Source organism: Jannaschia faecimaris, from assembly GCF_900107415.1.
Lineage (GTDB): Bacteria > Pseudomonadota > Alphaproteobacteria > Rhodobacterales > Rhodobacteraceae > Jannaschia > Jannaschia faecimaris.
Genome location: NZ_FNPX01000002.1, coordinates 162,872 through 185,615, shown reverse-complemented (window position 1 = coordinate 185,615; position 22,744 = coordinate 162,872). Strand labels below are relative to the sequence as shown.

General features: G+C 65.1%; 17 protein-coding genes. 11 read left to right on the top strand and 6 right to left on the bottom strand.

The window, feature by feature from the left end; genetic code table 11:
* Positions 1-38: 38 nt before the first annotated feature.
* Positions 39-1,115 (bottom strand): NAD(P)/FAD-dependent oxidoreductase, encoded by a 1,077-nt coding sequence (locus BLV27_RS03695; protein ID WP_092642575.1) that lies wholly within the window; start codon positions 1,113-1,115, stop codon positions 39-41.
* Positions 1,116-1,125: 10 nt separating this feature from the next.
* Here BLV27_RS03695 and mnmC2 point away from each other — a divergent pair, with 10 nt between their 5' ends.
* Both mnmC2 and BLV27_RS03685 read left to right on the top strand, forming a co-directional pair.
* Positions 1,126-1,779 (top strand): tRNA (5-methylaminomethyl-2-thiouridine)(34)-methyltransferase MnmC2, encoded by a 654-nt coding sequence (gene mnmC2, locus BLV27_RS03690; RefSeq protein WP_092642572.1) that lies wholly within the window; start codon positions 1,126-1,128, stop codon positions 1,777-1,779.
* Entirely contained in the window at positions 1,776-2,636 is an 861-nt protein-coding gene (locus BLV27_RS03685) for a DMT family transporter (RefSeq protein ID WP_092642569.1), read from the top strand. The genes mnmC2 and BLV27_RS03685 overlap by 4 nt, the downstream gene beginning before the upstream one ends.
* On the opposite strand, the gene BLV27_RS03680 is transcribed toward BLV27_RS03685, so the two are convergent.
* Positions 2,633-4,603 (bottom strand): lytic transglycosylase domain-containing protein, encoded by a 1,971-nt coding sequence (locus BLV27_RS03680; RefSeq protein WP_244504520.1) that lies wholly within the window; start codon positions 4,601-4,603, stop codon positions 2,633-2,635. The two genes, BLV27_RS03685 and BLV27_RS03680, sit on opposite strands and share 4 nt — an antisense overlap.
* 138 nt (positions 4,604-4,741) lie before the next feature.
* On the opposite strand from BLV27_RS03680, the gene dapA reads away from it, so the two are divergent.
* The 4 genes from dapA to BLV27_RS03660 all read left to right on the top strand — a co-directional run bounded on the left by dapA (position 4,742) and on the right by BLV27_RS03660 (position 8,528).
* Positions 4,742-5,614, top strand: a complete 873-nt coding sequence (gene dapA, locus BLV27_RS03675) for a 4-hydroxy-tetrahydrodipicolinate synthase (RefSeq protein WP_092642566.1) — start codon at positions 4,742-4,744, stop codon at positions 5,612-5,614.
* A 20-nt stretch (positions 5,615-5,634) separates the two neighbouring features.
* Positions 5,635-6,801 carry an MFS transporter gene (locus tag BLV27_RS03670; protein WP_170831342.1) on the top strand — a complete coding sequence of 389 codons (1,167 nt, stop codon included), beginning with the start codon at positions 5,635-5,637 and terminating at the stop codon, positions 6,799-6,801.
* 10 nt (positions 6,802-6,811) lie between these two features.
* Complete coding sequence (smpB, locus tag BLV27_RS03665) at positions 6,812-7,288, top strand: SsrA-binding protein SmpB (protein ID WP_092642560.1); 477 nt, start codon at positions 6,812-6,814, stop codon at positions 7,286-7,288.
* Positions 7,289-7,385: 97 nt separating this feature from the next.
* Positions 7,386-8,528 (top strand): MFS transporter, encoded by a 1,143-nt coding sequence (locus tag BLV27_RS03660; protein ID WP_092642991.1) that lies wholly within the window; start codon positions 7,386-7,388, stop codon positions 8,526-8,528.
* Here BLV27_RS03660 and BLV27_RS03655 read toward each other — a convergent pair.
* Both BLV27_RS03655 and truA read right to left on the bottom strand, forming a co-directional pair.
* Positions 8,491-9,672: an alpha-hydroxy acid oxidase gene (locus BLV27_RS03655; protein WP_092642557.1), complete on the bottom strand. Its 1,182-nt coding sequence runs from the start codon at positions 9,670-9,672 to the stop codon at positions 8,491-8,493. The two genes, BLV27_RS03660 and BLV27_RS03655, sit on opposite strands and share 38 nt — an antisense overlap.
* Positions 9,673-9,749: 77 nt before the next feature.
* Complete coding sequence (gene truA, locus BLV27_RS03650) at positions 9,750-10,520, bottom strand: tRNA pseudouridine(38-40) synthase TruA (RefSeq protein WP_092642554.1); 771 nt, start codon at positions 10,518-10,520, stop codon at positions 9,750-9,752.
* A gap of 136 nt (positions 10,521-10,656) precedes the next feature.
* Here truA and BLV27_RS03645 point away from each other — a divergent pair, with 136 nt between their 5' ends.
* From BLV27_RS03645 to BLV27_RS03635, 3 genes are all read left to right on the top strand, one after another.
* Positions 10,657-12,066, top strand: a complete 1,410-nt coding sequence (locus tag BLV27_RS03645) for a YcjX family GTP-binding protein (protein ID WP_092642551.1) — start codon at positions 10,657-10,659, stop codon at positions 12,064-12,066.
* Positions 12,067-12,132: 66 nt separating this feature from the next.
* A complete protein-coding gene (locus BLV27_RS03640) occupies positions 12,133-13,179 on the top strand; it encodes a YcjF family protein (RefSeq protein WP_092642548.1) in 1,047 nt (348 codons plus the stop codon).
* Positions 13,180-13,522: 343 nt separating this feature from the next.
* Positions 13,523-16,348 (top strand): DUF2339 domain-containing protein, encoded by a 2,826-nt coding sequence (locus BLV27_RS03635; protein WP_170831341.1) that lies wholly within the window; start codon positions 13,523-13,525, stop codon positions 16,346-16,348.
* A gap of 164 nt (positions 16,349-16,512) precedes the next feature.
* Here BLV27_RS03635 and BLV27_RS03630 read toward each other — a convergent pair whose 3' ends face one another.
* Positions 16,513-17,691: an FAD-dependent oxidoreductase gene (locus BLV27_RS03630; protein WP_244504519.1), complete on the bottom strand. Its 1,179-nt coding sequence runs from the start codon at positions 17,689-17,691 to the stop codon at positions 16,513-16,515.
* 173 nt (positions 17,692-17,864) lie between these two features.
* Between BLV27_RS03630 and ileS the strand changes: the two genes are divergently transcribed.
* Together ileS and BLV27_RS03615 are read left to right on the top strand one after the other, a co-directional pair.
* On the top strand, positions 17,865-20,855 hold the full coding sequence (gene ileS, locus BLV27_RS03620) for an isoleucine--tRNA ligase (protein WP_092642539.1): 2,991 nt from the start codon (positions 17,865-17,867) through the stop codon (positions 20,853-20,855).
* A 163-nt stretch (positions 20,856-21,018) separates the two neighbouring features.
* A complete protein-coding gene (locus BLV27_RS03615; protein WP_244504518.1) occupies positions 21,019-21,999 on the top strand; it encodes a hypothetical protein in 981 nt (326 codons plus the stop codon).
* A 76-nt stretch (positions 22,000-22,075) separates the two neighbouring features.
* Here the strand turns inward: BLV27_RS03615 and cobO are convergent, their stop codons facing one another.
* Positions 22,076-22,699, bottom strand: a complete 624-nt coding sequence (cobO, locus tag BLV27_RS03610) for a cob(I)yrinic acid a,c-diamide adenosyltransferase (protein ID WP_092642536.1) — start codon at positions 22,697-22,699, stop codon at positions 22,076-22,078.
* Positions 22,700-22,744 lie beyond the last annotated feature (45 nt).

Sequence of the window (22,744 nt, the reverse complement as noted above, 5' to 3'; positions counted from 1 at the left end):
GTGGTCGGAGACATGGCCCGATTGGGCGATGGGGGCGTCTAATCCCCGTTTGCCCACGGCGCAAGGGTATCGGAGCGGAACGGCTGCGGGATGGCGTCATGGTTATCCAGCATCAGGTCGGCCATGTCTTCGGCGACCTTGGGGACCATGCCGAAGCCGATCTTGAAGCCGCCGTTGGCGATGAAGTGGCCCGGCCGGTTCGGCCAATGTCCGAGGAGCGGCGCGCGGGAGCGGGCGCGCGGGCGCACACCGGCCCAACGCTGTATGACGTCGGCACCGGCCAATGCGGGCACGGCGGCACGGGCGCGGGTCAGGATGTCGTCAAGCTGCGCATCGGTGTCCGTATGCTCGAAATCCCGCTCGGAAGTGGAGCCCAAGGCAACCGTCCCGTCTGCATGCGGCACGATATGCAGGCCGTCGGCATAGAGTTGCGGCAGGTCGCGCCGGTCGAGCCGCAGGAGCGCGGCCTGACCCTTGACCCCGTTACCGGCAGGTCGGCCCTTTTCGTCCTGCATCGCGGACAGCCCCTGCCAACCGGTCGCATGCAGGATCATGCCTTCTGCGGTGGCGTCGGGCACGATCTTCCCGCCCAGAGCTTGCACCGCCTCGGCAAGCGCCGCGCAGGCGCGGCGGGGGTGAATGCGCGCGGTCAGCGTGTCGCGGATCACCTGAGCCGTGCCGGGCGACCATTCTTCGGGGGCGTCCTCGACGGTCCAGGTTGCATGCCCTTGCCAGAGGGTGGCGGCCCCGGTGGCGCGGCCCTGCGCGCGGGTCAGGGCGGCTTCGTCCTCGATCGGTTGCAGGCGTCCGGTGCGGGCATACCCCGGGGCACCGCCGCCGACCTGTGCGACCGCCTCCCACCAGTTTTCGGCCATCAGCAGGCTGTCGAGCTGAAACGCCTTCTTTTGGTTCCACTGCTCGGGCACGTGGGGGGCCAATGCGCCCACGATCCCGCCCGAGGCTCCGGCCCCCACGCCCGCCGGATCGACCACGCGCACCCGCGCGCCGCGCCGCGCCAGCGCCCAGGCGCAGCCCAACCCGAAGACGCCCGCGCCATAGATCGTCACGTCGATTGCCAAACTTCGGCCTTTCCTGTCCTGTCCGACCAAGGGCATAGGGCAGGCGATGACGGACATAAACCTCTCTCCGGATCTGGAATGGCGCGACGGAACCCCGGTGGCCGTTGCATTCGACGACCCGTATTTTTCGCTCGCCTCCGGCCCCGAAGAGACGCGGCACACGTTCCTGCGGGGCAACGACTTGCCCGCGCGAATGTGCGACGGATTCCATATCGCGGAGCTGGGCTTCGGGACCGGGCTCAACGCGCTGGTGACCGCTGCCGCGTGGACGGGGAAGGGGCGGCTGCGCTTTACATCTTTCGAGGCGTTCCCGATGGCGCGCGACGACATGGCACGCGCGCTTGCCGCCTTCCCCGAGTTCGATGCGACCGCGTTGCTGGATCAATGGCCGGGTGCGCGCGTCGCCCTGCCGAACATGGATGTCGAGATCATCATGGGCGATGTGCGCCGGGCGCTTCCCGACTGGAGCGGTCGGGCGGATGCCTGGTTTCTGGACGGTTTCTCGCCTGCCAGAAATCCGGAGATGTGGGGGGCCGACCTGATGGGCGAGGTGGCGCGGCACACGGCACCCGGCGGGACGTTTGCCACCTATACGGCCGCGGGACATGTGCGGCAGGCGCTGGCCGCGGCAGGGTTCGCGGTGGAACGTGTTCAGGGGTATGGGCGAAAACGGCACATGACAAAGGGTAGATTGCGATGACGGGCGACCGGTTGGGCATCTGGCTGATGGTGGTGACCACCTTCATTTTCGCCGTGCAGGATGGGTTCTCGCGCCATCTCGCCGGGGAATACAACGTGCTGATGGTGGTGATGATCCGCTACTGGTTCTTTGCCGCCTTCGTGATCGCCGTCGCCACGCGCAAGGCCGGGGGGCTTCGCGCGGCGGCGGCCACGTCGCAGCCATGGGTGCAGGCGTTTCGTGGCGTGCTGCTGGTGGCGGAGATCTGCGTGATGGTCGCTGGTTTCGTCTTGCTGGGGCTGGTCGAAAGCCACGCCATCTTCGCGGCCTATCCATTGCTGGTGGCGATGCTGTCAGGGCCGGTCTTGGGGGAGTCGGTCGGCTGGCGGCGGTGGGCGGCCATCGGTGTCGGTTTCGTTGGCGTGCTGGTCATCCTGCAACCGGGGGCAGGTGTTTTCAGCCCCGCCGCGCTTGTACCGCTGACGGCGGCCTTGATGTTCGCGCTCTATGGTTTGCTGACCCGCTACGTCGCCCGGCGCGATACCACGGCGACCAGCTTCTTCTGGACGGGCACGGTGGGCGCGATCGCGGTCACGCTTGTCGGTATCTGGTTCTGGGAGCCGATGACCTTGGGTGACTGGGGCTGGATGACCGCGCTTTGCGTGTCGGGGGCGACCGGGCACTGGCTTCTGATCCGCTGCTACGAGGTGGCGGAGGCCAGCGTTGTGCAGCCCTTCGCCTATCTTCAACTTGTATTCGCATCCCTGATCGGCGTCACGATCTTCGGCGAAGCGCTTGAGACGCATGTGGTTCTGGGCGCGGCCATCGTCATGGCGGCGGGGCTGTTCACGCTTTGGCGTGCAAGGGTTGCGGACTAGCCGCCCTGGCTTCGCGCCAAGTCGCCGTAGCCGTTTCTCAGCCAGTCAAGCAGGCGCACTTCGCCGACATTGCCGGTCAACTGCGCACGGTAGGGCAGCAGGCTTTCCGACACGCGCATGATATAATTGCGCGTTTCGGAAAAGGGCACGTCCTCGATCCAGTCGATAACGTCCAAGGTTGGGTCGGACGGGTTGCCGAACTCCGCCGCCCATCTGCGGGCGCGGCTTGGTCCCGCGTTGTAGGCCGCCGGCACGAGAATCGGGGAATAGCCGAATTCGAACTCCAGCTCGGCCAAATAGGCCGTGCCGAGTCGGGCGTTATAGAGCGGATCGCGCGTCAGGGCTGACTGGCGATAAGGCTCCCCAAGCAGAAGCGACATCTCTCGTGCGGTTCCGGGCATAAGCTGCATCAGGCCAGCCGCCCCTGCACCGGACACCACGACTGGGTCGAATTCGGACTCGCGGCGAGCGATGGACAGCGCCAGTTCCGGGGCCACCGGGCTGGCACGGCTCGCAAGATCGGTGACCGGGAAATACCCGCGATGCAACTCGTGCCCGTCCTGGGCCGCGCGCTTGGCCGTCAGAAGAGCGATGTGCGGGTCGTTCAGTTCGTCCAGCGCGATGTTGATCAGCGTGCCGATTTCCGCGCGTGGCAGGCTTTCCGCCAAGTGGGCGATAAAGCGTTCGGCCAGCGCCCGCTCCCCGATCCGGGCCAGCAGGCGCGCGGCGGCCAGAACAGTGCTGTCGGCAAAGCTGGTCTGGGCCAGCGGGGGAAACACCTCGGTCCCGGTCAGCAGCGGATCGGCGGTCAGGCCCGCGCGCTCGGCGGCAAGCTGACCGTAGAAGCTGGTCTGGTAACGCGCCCCCTGAGCGTAGGCAGCGACCGCCCCCGCGGCGTCGCCACTCGCCTCCAGCGCCCGGCCCAGCCAGTAACCGGCACGCCCCTTGGAAATGGGCGAGGCGACATTGGCGTCGAAGGTGCGGAAATGCGCAGCCGCATCGCCGGGTCGATTCAAGAATCGCAAGGCGACGTACCCCGCCAGCCATTCGTTCGGCGCAATATCCCGATCGCCGTCCGGCAGGTGATGGTTGGCGGCGACGCGGTAGGCATCCGCTGGGCGACCATCCTGCATCAATCCGCGGGCCAGCCGGTCGCGGTGCTTCCCCCAGATGGACGGCGCGGCCAGCGTGTCGGCGCTCTCGTCATAGGCATACAGCAGTTCCAGCGCATCGTCCGTCCGGCCTCGGTTGAGCCGCCAGCGAAACCGCTCGTAGGCCAATCCGGGATGCGCGCGGAGCGCGTCGGGCACCGCATCGATCAAGTCGTCGACCCCGTCGCGGTCGTCGCGCAACGCGATGCGGGCGCGGGCGAGGGCGGCTTCCGGGCCAGATACGCGGGTCAGCGTCCGCTCGGCGGACTGGATATCTCCGGACCAGATCATCGCATCAAGTCGCACGGCGTCGAAGGGGCGCAGGATGTCGCCAAAGACCTCCAGAAACCCGTCCTCGGAAGATGCCGGCATCGCCATCGTCAACCACGTATCGATAGCGACGATTTCGGCGGAGGTGACCTCTCCAAGCGCCCTCTGCGCGATCGCAAGCATCAGCGCCCCGCGCGATGTTCGCGGGGCCTCCTGATCGAAGAACGCGACGATTTCGTTCGGCGGCAGGATGAATGGCAGGTCAAGTTCGACCCGCGCGCGTAGAAGGTCCAATCCCGGCCAGTCCGGATTGCGGCCAAGGAACGCTTTCGCCTCGCGAAATGTGCCTTTCCGGCCGCGCAGTATGTGCCACAGGATCAGGTCGCGCGCGACCGGGTCCTGCGCGCGGGTAAGCGCGGCGCGGGCGGCATCCTCATCCCCGATACGCAGGGCTTGCAACCCGGCGGTCAGCGCCGGGGTTGCTTGGGCGGCGGGCACCGGCGAAAGGGCAAGGAACAATGTGGCGGCAAACAGTCTGATCATCATGAACGCAAACATAGGTCGGAAACGGCTGCCCGACGACTAACAGTCATGCGATTCATCACAAGTCACCGGGTTGTGAGAGCAGACAACCCCGGCTAGGTTCCGCCCAAATTTCCGACCGGATCAAAGGAGGACGCGTCGATGTTCAAAGGCTCCATGCCCGCACTGGTGACGCCCTTCAAAGATGGCGCAGTGGATTTCGAGGCGCTTGATGCGCTCGTCGACTGGCAGATCGCGGAGGGATCGCACGGGTTGGTACCCGTCGGCACCACCGGAGAAAGCCCCACCCTGACCCACGAGGAGCACGAGGCTGTAATCGCCGCAGTGGTCAGGCGTGCGGCAGGTCGTGTGAAGGTCATCGCCGGGGCCGGTTCGAACAATACCGCCGAGGCGCTGCGCCTTGTGCAGTTTGCCAAGGACGTGGGGGCCGACGCCGCGCTAGTCGTGACGCCCTATTACAACAAGCCGACGCAAGCGGGGCTGATCGCTCATTTCGCTGCGGTCGCCGAAATCGGAATCCCGATCATCATCTATAATATTCCCGGGCGGTCTGTTGTCGACATGACCCCTGCCACGATGGGCGAATTGGCCAAGCTGCCGATGATCGTCGGCGTCAAGGACGCGACCGGCGATCTGGCCCGCGTGTCGGCGCAGCGGATGACCTGTGGCACGGACTTCGCCCAGCTTTCGGGTGAGGATGCCACCGCGCACGGGTTCAATGCGCAGGGCGGTGTCGGCTGCATTTCGGTCACGTGCAACGTTGCGCCCAAGATGCTGTCCCGGATGCAAGAAGCGACGCTTGCGGGCGATTACGCCACGGCGCTGGAAATTCAGGACCGCCTGATGCCGCTGCACGAGGCCATCTTCGCCGAGCCGGGCGTTGTCGGGGCCAAGACTGCGTTGGCAATGCTGGGCAAATGCTCGGACGAGGTGCGCCTGCCAATCACCCCCGCGACCGAGGCCACGCGGACCCGAATCGGTGACGCTCTGCGCCACGCCGGCCTGCTGAATTGACGCCCGACACTGCCTCGGGATTGCCCCGAGGCTTGGTGCCAGTCCTGTCGGCGGCGAATTTCGTCATCGGGATGGGGGCCTTTCTTGTTATTGGTGCGCTGGCTCCGTTGGCGCGCGATCTGTTGATGACACCGTCTGAAGCTGGATGGGTCCTGACGAGCTACGCGCTGTCCTATGCCGTACTTTCTCCCATTCTGGTCGCTGCGACGGGAGGGTTCGGGCGCAGGCGGGTGATGGCCTTTGGGATGGCACTGTTCGGTCTTGCGGCGCTGGGGTCGGCATTTGCGCCGACACAGGAAACGCTGTTTGCCGCCCGCGCGCTGGCGGCTGCGGGGGCTGGTCTGACGACGCCCGTGGCCGCCGCCGTGGCCGCTGGATTGGCCCGACCCGAGGCGCGGGGCAAGGTGCTTGCCATGGTTTTCTTCGGCCTGACGTTGGCGCAGGTGATGGGTGTGCCCGCAGGCAGTTGGATTGCTTACACCTATGGCTGGCGGGTCGCCTTTGGTCTTGTTGCCGTGCTGGCTGCGGGATGCGCTACCCTGATCTGGATGCGCGTCCCGGCAGGCCTGTCGTTTCAGCCTGTGCGTCTGGCGGACCTCGCCTCGGTGTTGGGAAATGGGCGGCTGATGCTGGCGATCGGGTTCACGGCCGTGTTCCTTGGGGCGATCTACGTGCCATTCACTTATCTGGCTCCGCTTCTGGAAGAAAAGATGTCGCTGGGCCGCAACGGGGTCACGGCGGCGCTGGTGGTCTGCGGCTTGGGCGCGGTGGCGGGCAACTTTGCAGGGGGTTGGGTGGCCGACCGCCTGGGTCCGGCGCGCACGCTGATCGGGTTGGCCTGCCTGCAGGTCGCGATAATGCCGCTGCTCTCGCTGCTGCCGATCTCACTGCCGCTGGCGATGGCGCTGTTCTTCGTCTGGAATGCCTGCGGCTATGGCTTCATCGCGGGACAGCAGATGCGTCTGGTCGTCCTGGCCGGGACACAGGCACCGGTCGCGCTGGCGCTGAATGCCGCGTGTATATACGTCGGCGCGGCGCTGGGCGCAGTCATCGGTGGCTGGGTTGTCGCAGGGGCAGGATTGGCTGCGTTGGGCGTGGCTGGCGGTGTTACCTGTCTGCTTGCCGTCGCGACGATCCTGGTGTCCGCACGCCTGTCGCCCGTGGACACGGGGCCGTTGCGCACCTAAGTGGCAGGGCATGGCCAAGGACGACAAAGACAAGAACTACAAAGTTATCGCCGAGAACCGGCGGGCGCGGTACGACTACGCGATCGAGGACGACCTCGAATGCGGTATCATGCTTGAAGGCTCCGAGGTCAAATCCCTGCGGCAGGGGGGCGCGAACGTCGCTGAATCCTACGCCGAGGTGAAGGACGGGGAGCTGTGGCTGGTGAACGGCTATATCGCGCCCTATTCCCAGGCCAAGACTTTCGGCCACGAGGAACGCCGCCGCCGCAAGCTGCTGGTGTCCAAGCGAGAGATGTCACGCCTTTGGAACGCCACCGCGCGCGAAGGCTACACGATCGTGCCGCTGGTGATGTATTTCAATCACCGCGGGATGGTGAAGCTGAAGATCGGCGTCGGCAAGGGCAAGAAGAACCATGACAAGCGCGAAGCCTCGGCCAAGCGCGACTGGCAGCGTCAGAAGGCGCGCCTGATGAAGGATCACGGCTGACGCCGCATGGACCGGTGGCGCTTCAGGGCCTTTCGTTGCGCTGACCCGCTCCGTTTGACGCTTGCAAACCCACCCGGCCCTGCGCCACTTGGCGCGCATGAATGTTCTCTCCGCCCTTCGTCTCAGCCGCGCGCCGATCGCCGCCTTCATGGCCGTCGGCTTTACCTGGGGTTGCATTGCCGCGATGGCACCTGTCCTTAAGGCACGCATTGGGGTGGATGACGCGACATTCGGCCTGCTCCTCCTCGGCACCTCGATTGGCTTGTCGACGACCCTTTATGTGGCTCCGCGGTGGGATCGGCGCATGGGACGCTGGGCCTTGCCGGTGGGTACGGTGATGCTGGCCGGTGCCGCGATGCTTCCGACCGTGGGTTATACGGTGCCGCTGCTTTTCGTGATCCTGATGATCCTGGGCGGGCTGTCGGGCCTGACCGATGTCGTGATGAACGCCCGCGTCTCCGAGGTGGAGGCCCGCGAGGCGCGCAGCCTGATGAATGTGAACCACGCCATGTTCTCGGTCGCCTATGCAATCGCGGCCCTGCTGACCGGGGCCATGCGCGAAGCGGGCTGGGGACCTGCGATGATCTTTCCGGCAATGGCGCTTCTGATCCTTGCGACCGCGCCTTTTCAGGTCATGTCGGTATCCCCGACCGCCGATCAAGACGGCCCGGCACCGCGCCTTCCCTTCGGCCTGATCGCGTTGGGTGGGTTGATCGTGTTGATCGGGTTCATGGCAGAGGCCACGGTCGAATCTTGGTCGGCCCTGCACATCGAACGGACGCTAGGCGGGGGGGCCGCCGAGGGCGCATTCGGCCCCGCGATGCTGGGCCTGACAATGGCCGTGGGGCGCTTCTCCGGACAGGCCGTGGCGGCGCGACTGTCCGAAGTCGGGGTGATTCGCATCGCAACCGGTTGTGCCATTGTCGGCGTATTGATCGCCGCTGCCGCCCCCACGCCGTTCGTGGCCTACGTGGGGTTCGGCCTGCTGGGTCTGGGCATTTCGGTCATCGGGCCGATGGGGCTGGCGCTGACGGGGCGGCTGGCACCGCCGGCCTTGCGGACGGCGGCCATCGCCCGCGTAGCGGTGATCGGTTTTCTGGGCTTCTTCATCGCGCCCGCCCTCATGGGGCTGGGCGCGCAGGCGTTCGGGTTGCGCTGGGCTTTTGCCTGCGTGGCGCTTCTGCTGGCAGTGATCTGGCCGCTCACGCGTTTCGCTGAACGGTCTCCCACTCACCGGTGAAGCCTTTGGGAACCAACAAGTTGTGCGGCCCCAAGTTGTGGATGTTCTTTTCCCCGCAAAGGGCCATGGTCGTGTCCAGTTCCTTGTGGATGACGTCGAGCGCGTGCTCCACGCCCTTCTGGCCCATCGCGCCCAAGCCATAGATGAACGCCCGCCCGATGTAGGTGCCGCGTGCGCCCAGGGCCACGGCCTTCAGCACGTCCTGACCCGACCGTATGCCGCCGTCCATGTGCACCTCGATCTCCGAGCCGACCGCCTGCATGATCTCGGGCAACATGCGGATTGAGGACAGCGCGCCGTCCAACTGCCGCCCGCCATGGTTGGACACGATGATTGCATCGGCCCCCACCTGCAGCGCCATCTTCGCGTCCTCGGCATCCAGAATACCCTTGAGGATAAGCTTGCCGCCCCACTTCTCCTTGATGCGTGCGATCTTGGACCAATCCAGCGCGGGGTCGAATTGATCCGCGATCCAGGACGACAGCGATGACGTGTCCTTCACACCTTTCGCGTGTCCCACGATGTTCCCGAACTGGCGTCGCGTGGTCTTGGACATCTCCAGACCCCATGCGACCTTGGTCATCAGGTTGGCGATCGTCGCGGGCGTCAATTTGGGTGGCGCGGAAAGACCGTTTTTCAAATCCTTGTGTCGCTGGCCAAGTATCTGAAGATCCAGCGTCAGGACCAGCGCATCGCAGCCAGCGGCACGTGCGCGCCCGATCAGGTTGTCGATGTATTCCTCGTCCTTCATGACATAAAGCTGGAACCAGAACGGGGCCTGCGTGCGCGCGGCCACGTCTTCGATCGAGCAGATCGACATGGTCGAAAGTGTGAAGGGCACGCCGAATTTTTCGGCTGCCTTCGCCGCCAGGATTTCCCCGTCGGCGTGCTGCATCCCGGTCATGCCCACTGGTGCCAGCGCAACCGGCATCGCCACCTCGCGCCCGATCATGGTGGAGCGGACCGAACGTCCGACCATGTCCACGGCCACCCGTTGGCGAAGGCGGATCTTGTCGAAATCGGTCTCGTTTTCGCGAAAGGTCTGCTCCGTCCAGCTGCCCGACTCACAGTAATCGTAAAACATCTTGGGAACCCGGCGCTTATAGATCCGGTGCAAGTCTTCGATGTTGGTAATGACGGGCATGGTGGCGACTCCGGGAATTGGTAAGGCTTTCTAACCAATCTATGCGCCTCGGGCAATATTACTTTGAGCCTGCAGCGTTAGCGTATGAACGGATCTTCCGGATATTCGACCCCCGTCAGGCAAAGCCCATCCGGCGGTGACACCGGCCCGCAGGCGGCGCGGTCGCGGGCGGCCAGCGCCGTTCGTACGCGGTCCGGGGTCCAAGATCCGGCCCCGACACGCTCCAACGTTCCGGCAATCGAACGGACCTGGTTGTGCAGAAAGGAACGGGCCCGAAGGTGAATGCGGATGTCCTGCCCACCGGGGTAGGGGCGCTCCTCCAGCGCAATCTCGTCCATCGTCTTTACCGGCGATTTCGCTTGGCAGATCGAAGCGCGGAATGTTGTAAAATCGTGTTGCCCTACCAGATGCGCCGCACCCTCTCGCATCGCCTGCAGGTCCAGCGGCCCGATCACACGCCAGGCCTGCCCGACGTCCAGAGCCAGCGGCGCGCGGCGGGCGATGATGCGGAAGGTGTAGCGCCGCTCCAACGCGGAAAACCGCGCGTGCCAGTCGTTATCCACTTGGGCGCAGGCGGTCACGGCGACGGGTGCGGGCTTCAGGTGCCAGTTCACTGCTTCGGAGAGGCGAAACGCGTCCCAATCCTTGGCCATGTCGGCATGGGCGACCTGGCCCGTCGCGTGGACCCCGGCGTCTGTGCGTCCGGCGGCGGCGATCGACGGCATGTCCGGCTGCAGCGCGCGCAGTGCCTCCTCCAGCGTCTGCTGGACCGACGTGGGGCCGTCCTGGCGTTGCCATCCTGCGAAGGGGTGGCCGTCGTATTCGATGCGAAGAGCGTAGCGGGGCATATTGGGGGTGATAGGGCGGCTCGAAGCGAGGGGCCAGCCCCTCGCGCTCCTGGGGATATTTTGGGCAAGAGGAAGGGGGTGGGTTTTCGCGGCGCGGCATCGCGCCTAGATTCCGGGTAACTTGAAGGGAATTTTCATGATCGGACGGTTTGCGGATGCGGTGACGCGCGGGGTGGGGGACGTCGCCTTCTCGGTCACTGATGTGTTCGACCCGACGCTGCGGCTGGGCGTCACCGGGCTGAGCCGTGCGGGCAAGACCGTTTTCATCACGTCGCTGGTCGCCAACCTGATTGATCGTGGGCGGATGCCGGGTTTTTCGGCGGGCGACCGGATCGAGACGGCTTTCCTGCAGCCGCAGCCTGACGACACGGTGCCGCGCTTCGATTACGAGGCGCACTTGGCCGCGCTCACCTCCCGCACGCCGCACTGGCCGGCGGGGACACGGGCTGTGTCGGAGTTGCGCCTGTCGCTCAAGGTGCGTCCTGCGGGCCTGTTGGCCGGGTTGCGGGCGGCACGGACGGTGCACCTGGATATCATCGATTATCCCGGAGAATGGCTCTTGGACCTTGGGTTGATGGATAAGACCTATGCGCAGTGGTCGGCGCGCGCGCTGGCACGTTTGCAAGCTTGGGAGGTCGCCGATTACGCCGGGGCGATGGCACGCGTCGACGGCGCGGCCCGGCTGGAAGAACCGACGGCACAGAAACTGGCGCGGAGCTATACGGTCGCCTTGCAGGCCGCGCGGGCGGCAGGGGCCTATGACCTTACGCCGGGGCGATTCCTGCTGCCGGGTGATCTGGACGGCTCCCCGGCGTTGACCTTTGCGCCATTGCCTCCGGGGGAGGCCCCGCGCGGCAGTCTGCGAAAGGAGATGGAGCGACGGTTCGAGGCATACAAGGCGCAGGTCGTGCAACCGTTTTTTCGCGACCATTTTGCCCGACTGGATAGGCAAGTCGTCCTTTTAGACGTACTGGGCGCGCTTCGGCGCGGCCCCCGCGCACTGGAGGAGATGCGCGCCGCCCTGGCCGATATCCTGACGGCGTTTCGCCCCGGCGCGCTGGGCTGGCTGATGCAGTTGCTGGGCGCGCGCCGGGTGGATCGGCTGCTGTTCGTGGCGACCAAGGCGGACCACCTGCATCACACGCAGCACGCCCGCCTGACGGCGCTGACCGAGGCGATGGTTCGCGATGCCCGAAGCCGCGCGGATTTTGCCGGGGCGCAGACCAAGGCGCTTTCGATGGCTGCTTTGCGCGCGACGGTCGAGGAAACGCGCACACACGAAGGCAAGGAGCTGCCCGTGGTGCGCGGTCGCCTTTTGAACGCGGACGGCACCGCCGGACGGGAGGCGGCGCTCTATCCCGGAGAGATGCCCGCCGATCCGTCGCACGTTTTGACCCCCGCGCGGCAGGGCGCGGACCATTGGCATGATGGGGAGTACGACCTGATGGAATTCGCGCCCGCCCCTCTGACCCTGCGTCCCGGCGAAGGCCCCCCGCATATCCGGCTGGACCGCGCGGCGGACTTTCTTCTGGCTGACCGGTTGTGAGGATCAGGTGAAAACCGGATGCGATCACCCTATGTCAGGGGTCAACCTGCCGCACGAGAGTCCCAGATGACTGACACCCGCCGCCGCGCCGTCCTGTTCGATCTGGACGAAGATACACCCCCCACCCGGCCGGACACGGTGAAAGCGGATGGGGACGCGCCGCCCCTTGATCCCGCAAGTGCCCCTCCCGTGCCCGATGACGAGATCGTGCCGCCCGCCTCTGGCCGCGCGATGCAGACCGTCGCGCTCCTTGCTACGCGGCGTGAGCGTGGGCTGGCCGGGTGGTTCTTCGGCCTTTTGGGCGCGTTGCTGACGTTTGCCTTGTCGATCGCAATGTGGAACTTCGTGACCGGACTGCTGGCCGCGAACCCGGTTCTGGGCTGGGTCGCGACGGCGCTGGTCGCGTCCTTCATCGCGATCTGCCTTGTGATCGTGTTGCGGGAGCTTGCGGCGCTGTCACGGCTGAAACGGATCGACGGGTTTCACCGCGATGCGGCCGCGGTCGCGGACCTGACCTCGGCGCGCAAGTTCGCGGATCGGCTGGCCGCTTTCTATGCCGGGCGGCCCGATACCCGGTGGGGGCGGGAGGAGTTGGCGGCGCGCAAGGCCGACGTCTTCGACGCCGACGCGATGCTGGCCCTGACCGAACGCAGCCTGCTTGCCCCTCTCGACGCAGCCGCCACGCGGGAGGTGGAGGCCGCCGCGCGGCAAGTCGCGCTGGTGACCGCCGTCGTGCCACTGGCGCTGGCCGATGTGGTTGCGGCGCTGACATCGAACCTGCGGATGATCCGCCGCATTGCCCTGATCTACGGTGGGCGGGGTGGTACCCTGGGCAGCTGGCGTTTGGCCAAGACGGTGCTGACGCATCTGGCGGCGACCGGTGCCGTTGCCGTGGGCGACGACCTTATCCACTCGGTTGCGGGCGGCGGGGTTTTGTCCAAGATCTCGCGGCGGTTCGGGGAAGGCGTCGTCAATGGCGCTCTGACGGCGCGCGTCGGCCTTGCGGCAATGGAAGTCTGTCGACCCCTGCCGTTCACTCACGAACGCCCACCGCGCATCACCGCGGTGGTGCAACGCGCCCTGACCGGCCTGTTCGGCCAGAAAGACACCTGACTGGGGGGCTTTGGCGGAGGCCCGGGCACGATATCCGCATGCCTGTAAGGACGACCTCTTTCTGTATTTGCGGGAAGTGGGCGACCGCGACCTGTGCCCGGACGATGGGCGTAGAATGGTGAGGAAATGCCCCCGTTCGCCGCCGGGCGTTCTGGATGTGTTGGAGAGGGCGGCGAGTGATCTACAGGGTCCTAGAAGATGTCGCCGCGTCATGGTCCGAGCGCGATCTGCGGCGGATGCGCCACGTCTGACGCCGTCGGTGCCGCCGGGCGTGCATTTCCGCTGACGGCGCTTACGCGCTTGTTCTAGATATCGGGCACCGCCGTTGACCGGAGCCACCGACTTGGTAGACATCTATATCATCCTGGCCATTGTGGTTGTGATCGTTCTCCCCGTGTCGGTTATTGTACTGCTGATCTGGGTTGCCGCTCACGGCCGGCGCCTGAGGGAAGCAGAAAGCCGGATTGTCGACCTGCAAGCGCTTGTGAACAAGGTCGAAGTGTCCAACCTCAGGACGGCGACACCCGACACGCCGACGCGGACGGCGAGTGCGCCCGGACCGGGGCCGTGGGAAAAGACGGAGGCCGCACCCACCAAGTCCCTCGGGACTCCATCGGCAACGAAAGCGGCGCGCGGACCGTCGCCTTCAGGTCTGCCCGAACCCGATGACCTGGGCGGCAAACGTCCTTCGCGGCCCACACGCAGTGGACCGACCGTCATCGATCGGGCGCTGGCCTGGCTGCAGGTGAACTGGTTCTACGCCGCTGCGGCTGCCGCGTTGACACTGGCGGGAATATTTCTGGTGCAGTACGGGGCAGAGCAGGGCCTCCTGCCGCCGCGCCTGCGGGTGATTGCGGCCGCTTTGTTCGGCCTGGCGTTGATCGGAGGGGGCGAATGGTTGCGGCGTCGTTTCGGCGACGGCGAGGAGGTGGCGACGGCTTATCTGCCATCCATTCTTTCAGGCTCGGGCGTGGTCACGCTTTTCGGTGCGATCTTGGGCGCGCGGCATCTGTATGACCTGATCGGGCAGGGCCCGGCGCTGACCGGTCTTTCGGTCGTTGCCTTGGGTGCGATCGTGCTGGGCTGGTTTCACGGGCCGCTCCTGGTGGCCATTGGCCTGCTGGGCGGGGCGCTGGCACCTTTTATGGTCGGTGGGGCGCGCGGTTCGGATCTGCGCCCGCTGCACGGCTATTTTCTACTGCTGACATTGGTCGGCCTGTCCGTCGATGCCGTCCGGCGCTGGCGCGGACGCTGGGTCAGCGCGCTCGCCTTGATATCGGGCTTGGGCGCGTCGACCTTGCTCGTGCTGGGCGCGGCCGAGACGACTCTCTGGCATCAGCTGGCCGTGACGGCGATGGCACTGGCGGCAATGACGTTGCCGGTTTCGCGACTTTTGCCGGATCATGCCGGACCGATGACACTGTCGGTGTTGCGCAACGAACGACCTGCGCCGGAGGAGGCGATGGCCTTCGTTGTGGTCGCGGTCGTGTCGGGGCTGGCCGTCTTAACGGCAAAGGTCGAATTCTGGTCCGCGCTGGCAATGACTGTCGTTCTGTTTGCCGCGGTATCGGTCTGGGCCAAGCGCGCATGGGGTTTACAGGATGCGGCCTTGGCACCTGTGGCGGCGGTCCTTGCAATGTTGACACTTTGGCCCGCGCCCGAAGGCACTGCCGCAATTTCGCTGGCGCTCCTTGCGGGCGGTGCGATGTCGGTCCTCGCGCTCCTCCGCTCGGTGGAGCCGGAGGCAACATACAAGCTTGGTTGGTCACTTGCTGCCGTCCTGATTGCGCCGGCCGTGGGGCTGGTCTTACACCTCGCCTGGGGCGCGCCGGACGTGCTGGGTGCCTACCGTTGGGCGCTGCATGCTTTGGTGGTCGCAGCGGGGCTGACATTCGCGGCGACGGCCTGGGCGTGGCGTGACGGCCACGACCGGCTGCGTCCTTCTCTGGCGGCGCTGATCGCGGTGACGCTGATTGCCTATGCCTTGGGCCAAATCGTCGGAGAAGCCGCGCTTACGGCGTCCGTCGCGCTCATGACTGCGGGGGCGGCGTGGCTGGACCGACGGTTCAAGCTGCCGCTGTTGTCATGGTTCGTGGCCCTTGCCGCACCCTTTGTCTTTTGGCGGTTAATGGCGGTCCCCGGCCTGTTCTGGCACGTAGACGGGCCGCTCGTCCCGGCGCTGATCTCGATGGTTGGGGCAGTGGCCGGTTTCGCGCTTGCCGCGCTCTGGCTGCGTCGGGCGGAAGGGGAGGTCCCGCGGGCCGAACCGCTTGTCGTCGCTGAAACGGCTGCACTGGGGGCGTTCGGGTTCTTGGTTACCGTTCTCACGTGGCGCGGGTTGATCGCGCTGGAAGTAGATACTCCGCATATGAGTTCGGGACTTACCGCAACAATCTGGCTGCTCCTGGGGTGGCTCCAACTGGTCGTTTGGGGGCGTGGCGGACGGATGCGCTGGCTGCGCCTCGGGCTGGCCGTATTGTTTGGCGGGCTTGGTCTTGCCGCACTGCTGCCAGGGCTGACGGTCGGTAATCCCATCTTCAACGACTGGGGGGACAATCGCATCACCGGTTGGCCGGTCATCAACACGCTGATCCCGGCTTACCTTGTTCCGGCGCTGGTTCTGTTGGTTGCCTGGCGGGATCAGGTGCGGCGGTATCCGGCTGCGGGTTGGCCCTTGTTCGCGGGCGTCCTTGGGCTCGCGCTCGTCGGCGGATGGGCCGTGCTGGTGATCCGCCATTTCTGGCAGGGTCCGGAGAAGATGCAGTTCTGGGAGGGCGTGAGCCAGCCCGAGATGACGACCTATACAATCGCACTGATCTTTTTGGGGGCCGGGCTGTTCTACAGTGGCGTTGCCAAGCGGTCGGACCTGTGGCGTCGCGCCGGGACAGGCGTGTTGGCGGTGACGATGCTGAAGGTATTCCTGATCGACGTCTGGTCGCTGGACGGGTTGTTGCGCGTGGGTGCTCTCATCGCGCTGGCGGTGGCAATGGGCGGTCTGGCTTGGCTTTACCGCTGGTCCGGTGGGGCTGCGGCGGATGGCGGAAACCCAATGCCGACCGACCCCAAACGGGATGCGGGCGCACCCGAAGGTTTTGCCCCTGACAAGAGTGGCCCCGACCAAACGGGCCCGTCGGAGACAGACCCGGAAGCGCCGAGAACGGACCCCTAGCTGCGGCGGTCAGTCCTTGGTGGCCGGCAGACGGCGAGCCGGGACGCGCAGGCAAAGCGGGACGAGGACGATCAACGCGGTGCCCATAAAGGCGATCATCAGGGACAAGGTCATATGAAACTCCTTCAGGCCCCGATCTTGCCCGAGGGGGTGTGAAGGCTTCGTTAATACCCCAGCCCCGCCGCCAATGGCGGCAGAACATCGCCCCGAACCAACCGGGGCAGCACCCGTGTGGCGGGCCAGATCTGGCTTACGGGGAACAGAATGCGATCACGCAACGCCGGCAGGCTGCGACTGTTTGACTGATACATCGGCGTGAATGCGGCGCTGAACCCCTGGTAGGCTCGGACATGCATTCGCCGCGCGTTAAACATCCGCTGGCCGGCTTCGGCGATCGGCCCCTGTGCCACCGCGCGGATCAGGGCCCAGGCGTCCAGCAATGCCATGTTTGCACCCTGACCCAATTGCGGGCTGGCCCGGTGCCAGGCATCGCCGATATGCGCGATTCCATCGGCGAAGGGTCGCCGCAGGGTACCGTGGGAATAGCGAGCCATCGTCATCTGGTTGTGGTCGTCGATCCGCGCCAAAAACGGCGCGATGGCGGGCCAGAGATGCTGCGCCTCGGCCTTCCAATCGTCAAGCGGGGCCGCGCGCCATGCGCCGTGGCTGTCGCGGGGCATGGACCAGAATATCGCCGCCTGTTGCGGACCGCCCGCAACGGGCCGCCCGATCGGCAGCACTCCGATCATGTGGGCGGCCGCGCGGTAACACTGGCGCAATTCGTCCGGCGGCAGGTCGGTCGCGTCGGGCCAATCGACGGTGCCCCAGATCGCGCCGAATGGCAGAGGACGGGTCTTGATGGGGGACAGGGGCGATCCCGCGCCCGCCGCGTCGACCAGCAGGTCGAAGGCATCGGTGAGGGTCTCGCCCACGCGAAATCGGGTGCCGTCAAGCGCCGTGACCGATGCCCCCAGTTCGAAACGGACGCCCGCCCCCTGCGCCCCTTGCAGCAGGACACCATGCAGGGCCGCGCGGTGCATCGCCAGACCCTCACGAGCCTGGCCGTCCGGATCGTAGGTGACGTCCAGGGCCTGACGCCCCGTTGTCGCTTCGTGCCCGGCCATGCGCACGATCCGCTGACCCAAGGCGCGCGCCGCGTTGGCCAAGCCCAGACCGTCCAGCACGCTCAACCCCACCGGCTGCACCACGAGGCCGGAGCCGACGGGCAGCGCCCGCTCATACTGGTCGAAGACCGTGTCACCGCATGTCCCGCCTGTGCCAATCCCGTGGCGGCGGTGAGGCCGCCAATTCCGGCCCCGGCGATCCCGATCCGTGCCATGCACTCAGCCTCCTTGCTGTTCCTTGGGGACAGTGCCTATAACGCGCGCGATGACGGGACGAGTGTCAATATCGACGCGAATTATTCCCCCGGCACCCTGATCGCAGGGTCGGCCGGGCAAAAGGTGCAGGCAATCGCACCGATACGAACGAAATTCCGAGATGAAGGACGCCTGAGATGAGCGCCGAGACCCCCGACTACAAAGCCACGCTGAACCTGCCGGTTACTGACTTCCCGATGCGCGCGGGCCTGCCCAAACGCGAACCCGAATGGCTGGACCGCTGGGCGCGGCTGGGCGTGTACGACCGCCTGCGCGACAAGGCCCGTGACGGTTCGCGCAGCAAGTTCACGCTGCACGACGGACCGCCATATGCAAACGGGCACCTGCATATCGGTCACGCGCTGAATAAGACGCTCAAGGACATGGTCGTGCGCTCTCGTCAGATGATGGGACACGACGCGCGCTATGTGCCCGGCTGGGACTGCCATGGCCTGCCCATCGAATGGAAGATCGAGGAAGCCTACCGCAAGAAGGGCCGCGACAAGGATGCCGTGGACGTGGTCGAGTTCCGCCAGGAATGTCGCGACTTCGCCGCCGGCTGGGTCGATATCCAGCGCGATGAATTCAAACGTCTGGGCATCACCGGCAACTGGGCCGATCCCTACCTGACGATGAACTTCCACGCCGAAGCCGTGATCGCGCAGGAATTTCAGACTTTCCTGATGAACGGGCTGGTCTACCAAGGGTCCAAGCCCGTGATGTGGTCGCCAGTCGAGAAGACCGCGCTGGCCGAGGCGGAGGTGGAGTATCACGACCGTCAGGTGGATGCGATCTGGGTGAAGTTTCCGGTGGTTGATGCGTCCGCTCTTCCGATGCTCAACCGCGAAAGCAGCAAGGTGCGAATGGGATCGGATCATGCGAGTGGTCCTGCGGCGCTGGAGGAGGCTGGGTTATCTGGTGCTAGAGTCATCATCTGGACGACGACTCCTTGGACCATCCCGCAGAACCGCGGGATCTGCTTTGGTCCCGGCATTTCTTATGGTCTTTACAAAGTCACGGGAACGCCGGACGAATGCTGGACCTCGGTTGGAGACACCTTCCTGATCGCCGATGCCCTCGCCGAACAGACGTTCACCGCCGCGCGTCTGGAAACCGGGATGTGGACGCGTGTGCGCACCGTCCAGACCGACGAACTTGCCGGTCTGACCTGCGCCCATCCCCTGCGCGGCGTGGCCGAGGGCAATGGCGAATGGGACTTCGACGTCCCCCTCCTTCCCGGCGATCACGTCACCGATGACGCGGGCACAGGGTTCGTCCACACCGCCCCCAGCCATGGTGACGACGACTACCAGATCGCCATCAAGTATCGGGATCGCTTCGAAGGCGACCCAATGACCTACAACATCGAGGCCGACGGCTCCTATCGCACTGACCTGCCGCTGTTTGGCGGAGAGCAGATCCTGAAACCGAACGGCAAGCCGGGGGGTGCCAACAAGGCCGTCATTGGCGCGCTGGTCGGTGTCAGTGCCCTGCTGGCGCGGTCGCGCATCACCATCAGCGACGCGCATTCCTGGCGCTCCAAGGCTCCGGTCATCCGGCTGAACCGGCCCCAGTGGTTCGCCGCGATCGACAAGCCGGTGGGCGACGGCAAGGACACCTATGGCGATACGGTGCGCGCGCGCGCCCTGACCTCCATCGACGAGTTGGTGACCTGGACGCCGAAAACGGGCCGCAACCGCCTGTTCTCCATGATCGAGAACCGCCCCGACTGGGTTCTGTCGCGACAGCGTGCCTGGGGCGTGCCGCTCACCTGTTTCACCCGGGTCGGGGCCAAGGCCGCGGACGAAGATTTCATCCTGCGCGACCCGGCGGTCAACGCCCGCATCATCGAAGCCTTCGAGACCGAAGGGGCCGATGCATGGTACAAGGAGGGGGCCAAGGCGCGCTTCCTGGGCAGCGATCACAACCCCGATGAGTGGGAGCAGGTGTTCGACATCCTCGACGTCTGGTTCGACTCCGGCTCCACCCACGCATTCGTGCTGCGCGACCGAGAAGACGGCACCGATGACGGCGTCGCCGATGTCTACCTGGAAGGCACGGACCAGCATCGTGGCTGGTTCCATTCGTCGATGCTGCAAGGCTGCGGCACGATGGGGCGCGCGCCCTATCGCGCCGTCGTCACGCATGGGTTCACCTTGGACGAGAAGGGCGTGAAGATGTCCAAGTCCCTGGGCAACATCATCGCGCCGCAGACGATCGTGGACCAGTACGGTGCCGACATCCTGCGCCTTTGGGTGGCGCAGGTCGATTATACCAACGACCACCGTATCGGTCAGGAAATCCTGAAGGGTGTTGCCGACAGCTATCGCCGGTTGCGCAATACGATGCGGTTCATGCTTGGGTCGATGACCGACGACGCGCCGGTCGATCCGCTGGAAATGCCGGAACTGGAGCGTTGGGTCCTGCACCGCTTGTCGGAGTTGGATGACAAGGTACGCGACGCCTACGCGCGGTATGACTTCGCAGAAGTTTTCCAGACCATCTTTCAGTTTGCGACGCTGGATTTGTCGGCCTTCTATTTCGATATCCGCAAGGACGCGCTCTACTGCGATGGCGACACGATGCGCCGAAGGGCTGCGCGCACGGTGCTCGGCCTGATCCACGAGCGCCTGACGACGTGGCTGGCCCCGATCCTGCCGTTCACGATGGAGGAAGTCTGGTTGGAGGTGCATCCGGGCGAGGAGTCGTCTGTTCACCTGATGGATTTCCCCGCCCCACGGCCCGGCTGGCGGGACGACGCGCTGGTGGCCAAGTGGTCGCGTATTCGCGCGGTGCGGCGCGTGGTTTTGGGTGCGCTGGAAGCGGCACGGCGCGACAAGGTCATCGGGGCATCGCTGGAAGCGGCCCCGACGGTTCATGTCGACGCAGATACGGTGACCCTTTTGGAGGACGTTGCGTTCGAAGATGTCTGCATCACCAGCCGCATCGCCGTCAGCAGCGAACCCGCCCCGGCGGACGCCTTCACACTTGATGACGCGCCCGGCACCGCGGTCGTCTTCGCACAGGCCGAAGGCGGGAAATGCCAGCGTTGCTGGAAAATCCTGCCGGATGTCGGCCACTTTGGTCATGACGGGGTTTGCGGTCGGTGTGACGGCGCGCTTTCCTAACAGGCAAGGGCGCGGCTTGGACGTCGCGCCTTGCCTTCGGGTGCCGTCCAGTCTGCCGCCCATTTCAGGGGGCGGGCAAACTGACGCATGGCCTGTCAAACATCGCAGCGCTGACGTAAGTTCGGTCTTCCTTATCCAATTATCAACCGGATGATTGACACTCATGTGTACCGATGACGCCCGGGCAATCGACGCCGTGATCACTTGGGTCGATGGCAAGGCACCCGAACATCTGATGAAACGGGCGCAATATGTGTCTGCGGCGATCGCCCCCTTGCACGAGAATGCAGTCAATCCGCATCGCTGGGCCGATAGCGACGAGATTTTCTACTGCCTGCAATCGATCGAGAACAACGCCCCCTGGATCCGCACGATCTGGATCGTCGCCGACGGTCGTGGCCCTGATCTGTCACGCCTGTCACGCGATCTGCGCGCGAGGATCCGGGTCGTGGATCACCGCGAGATATTCAAAGGGTTCGAGGCCGCGTTACCGACCTTTAACTCCCTCGCCATCGAGAGCCTGATTTGGCGGATCGAGGGTCTGAGCGAATATTTTCTATATTTTAACGATGACGTCTTCCTGACTGCGCCACTGTCGCCCGAAGATGTTTTTCGCGGGAACAAGCCCGTTCTTCGCGGCAAGTGGGTCGACAATAGCCATTTGACCGGCGATGCCGTCGCGCGCAGTGACCCGGCACTTTTCAACCGCTTTATGCAAATGAACGCCGCGCAGATGCTCGGGGTCGATCCTTGCCGGATTTTTGCGGCGGCGCATGTCGTTCATCCGATGCGCAGGTCCGTGATGGCCGATCTGTTCGCGCATTACCCGCAGGCCTTCGCAGAAAATATCGGTCACCGCTTTCGCGATATCCGACAGTTCCTGCCAATGGGGCTACATAATCACGCGTGCATAAACCGGCAGGGCGCGGTGATGCACCCACATGGCGACCACCTCCACATTCGCAGCGGGCAGGGTCTCGATCAGGATCCGCAGATCACGGCCCTCCTGTTGCAGGGTATCGCCGATACGCAGATCAAGTTTCTTTGCGTGAATGATCTGCCGCAATTGGAGCAGGTCGTACCTGACGCCCGAATGCGGATTGCCGGTGCAATCGGCGGCACGCCGTCGGTGCCGCCTGCTTAGAACCTCGGTCAGAAGATTTCCGACGCTATTGCCATTGTAACGCGCGGTTCGGAGCTGCTTTACCCATTGGCAAAAATTAAAATTCCACGCCGGCCTGCGCCTTGACGCCTGAACGGAACGGATGCTTGAGCAGCTCCATCTCGGTCGCCAGGTCCGCCAGTTCGATAAGTTCATCCTTGGCATTTCGTCCCGTCAAAACGACGTGGGTCATCGGCGGCTTTTCCTCGCGCAGAAACGAAATCACTTCGGCCACGTCCAGATAATCATAGCGCAGTGCGATGTTGATCTCGTCCAGCAGGACCATGCGGTTCGCCGGGTCGCGGATCAGCTCCTTGGCCTTGGCCCAGGCGGCCTGCGCCATTTCGATGTCGCGCGACTTGTCCTGCGTCTCCCAGGTGAAGCCTTCGCCCATCGTATGAAATTCGCACAGGTCACTGAAGTTGTTGACGATCAGGTCGCGCTCTCCGGTGCCCATACCGCCCTTGATGAACTGTACGACGGCGCAGGGCATGTCGTGTGCGATGCAGCGGAAGATCATGCCGAAAGCCGAGGACGACTTGCCCTTGCCCTTGCCCGTGTGGACGATCACCAGGCCCTTTTCCTCGGTCTTGGTCGCCATGATCTTGTCGCGGGCGGCCTTCTTCTTGGCCATCTTGGAGTTGTGGCGGTCGGTGTCGTCAGGGGTAGCTGGATTGGTCATGCGGGCGTCTCCGGGGGCAACTCGGCTGGACCATCTTGGGAAACC

Excerpts from the sequence above, each read along its gene's own strand:
- BLV27_RS03695 (WP_092642575.1), bottom strand. The coding sequence starts at position 1,115 with ATGCCCTTGGTCGGACAGGACAGGAAAGGCCGAAGTTTGGCAATCGAC.
- mnmC2 (WP_092642572.1), top strand. The coding sequence starts at position 1,126 with ATGACGGACATAAACCTCTCTCCGGATCTGGAATGGCGCGACGGAACC.
- BLV27_RS03685 (WP_092642569.1), top strand. The coding sequence starts at position 1,776 with ATGACGGGCGACCGGTTGGGCATCTGGCTGATGGTGGTGACCACCTTC.
- BLV27_RS03680 (WP_244504520.1), bottom strand. The coding sequence starts at position 4,603 with ATGATGATCAGACTGTTTGCCGCCACATTGTTCCTTGCCCTTTCGCCG.
- dapA (WP_092642566.1), top strand. The coding sequence starts at position 4,742 with ATGTTCAAAGGCTCCATGCCCGCACTGGTGACGCCCTTCAAAGATGGC.
- smpB (WP_092642560.1), top strand. The coding sequence starts at position 6,812 with ATGGCCAAGGACGACAAAGACAAGAACTACAAAGTTATCGCCGAGAAC.
- BLV27_RS03660 (WP_092642991.1), top strand. The coding sequence starts at position 7,386 with ATGAATGTTCTCTCCGCCCTTCGTCTCAGCCGCGCGCCGATCGCCGCC.
- BLV27_RS03655 (WP_092642557.1), bottom strand. The coding sequence starts at position 9,672 with ATGCCCGTCATTACCAACATCGAAGACTTGCACCGGATCTATAAGCGC.
- truA (WP_092642554.1), bottom strand. The coding sequence starts at position 10,520 with ATGCCCCGCTACGCTCTTCGCATCGAATACGACGGCCACCCCTTCGCA.
- BLV27_RS03645 (WP_092642551.1), top strand. The coding sequence starts at position 10,657 with ATGATCGGACGGTTTGCGGATGCGGTGACGCGCGGGGTGGGGGACGTC.
- BLV27_RS03640 (WP_092642548.1), top strand. The coding sequence starts at position 12,133 with ATGACTGACACCCGCCGCCGCGCCGTCCTGTTCGATCTGGACGAAGAT.
- ileS (WP_092642539.1), top strand. The coding sequence starts at position 17,865 with ATGAGCGCCGAGACCCCCGACTACAAAGCCACGCTGAACCTGCCGGTT.
- BLV27_RS03615 (WP_244504518.1), top strand. The coding sequence starts at position 21,019 with ATGTGTACCGATGACGCCCGGGCAATCGACGCCGTGATCACTTGGGTC.
- cobO (WP_092642536.1), bottom strand. The coding sequence starts at position 22,699 with ATGACCAATCCAGCTACCCCTGACGACACCGACCGCCACAACTCCAAG.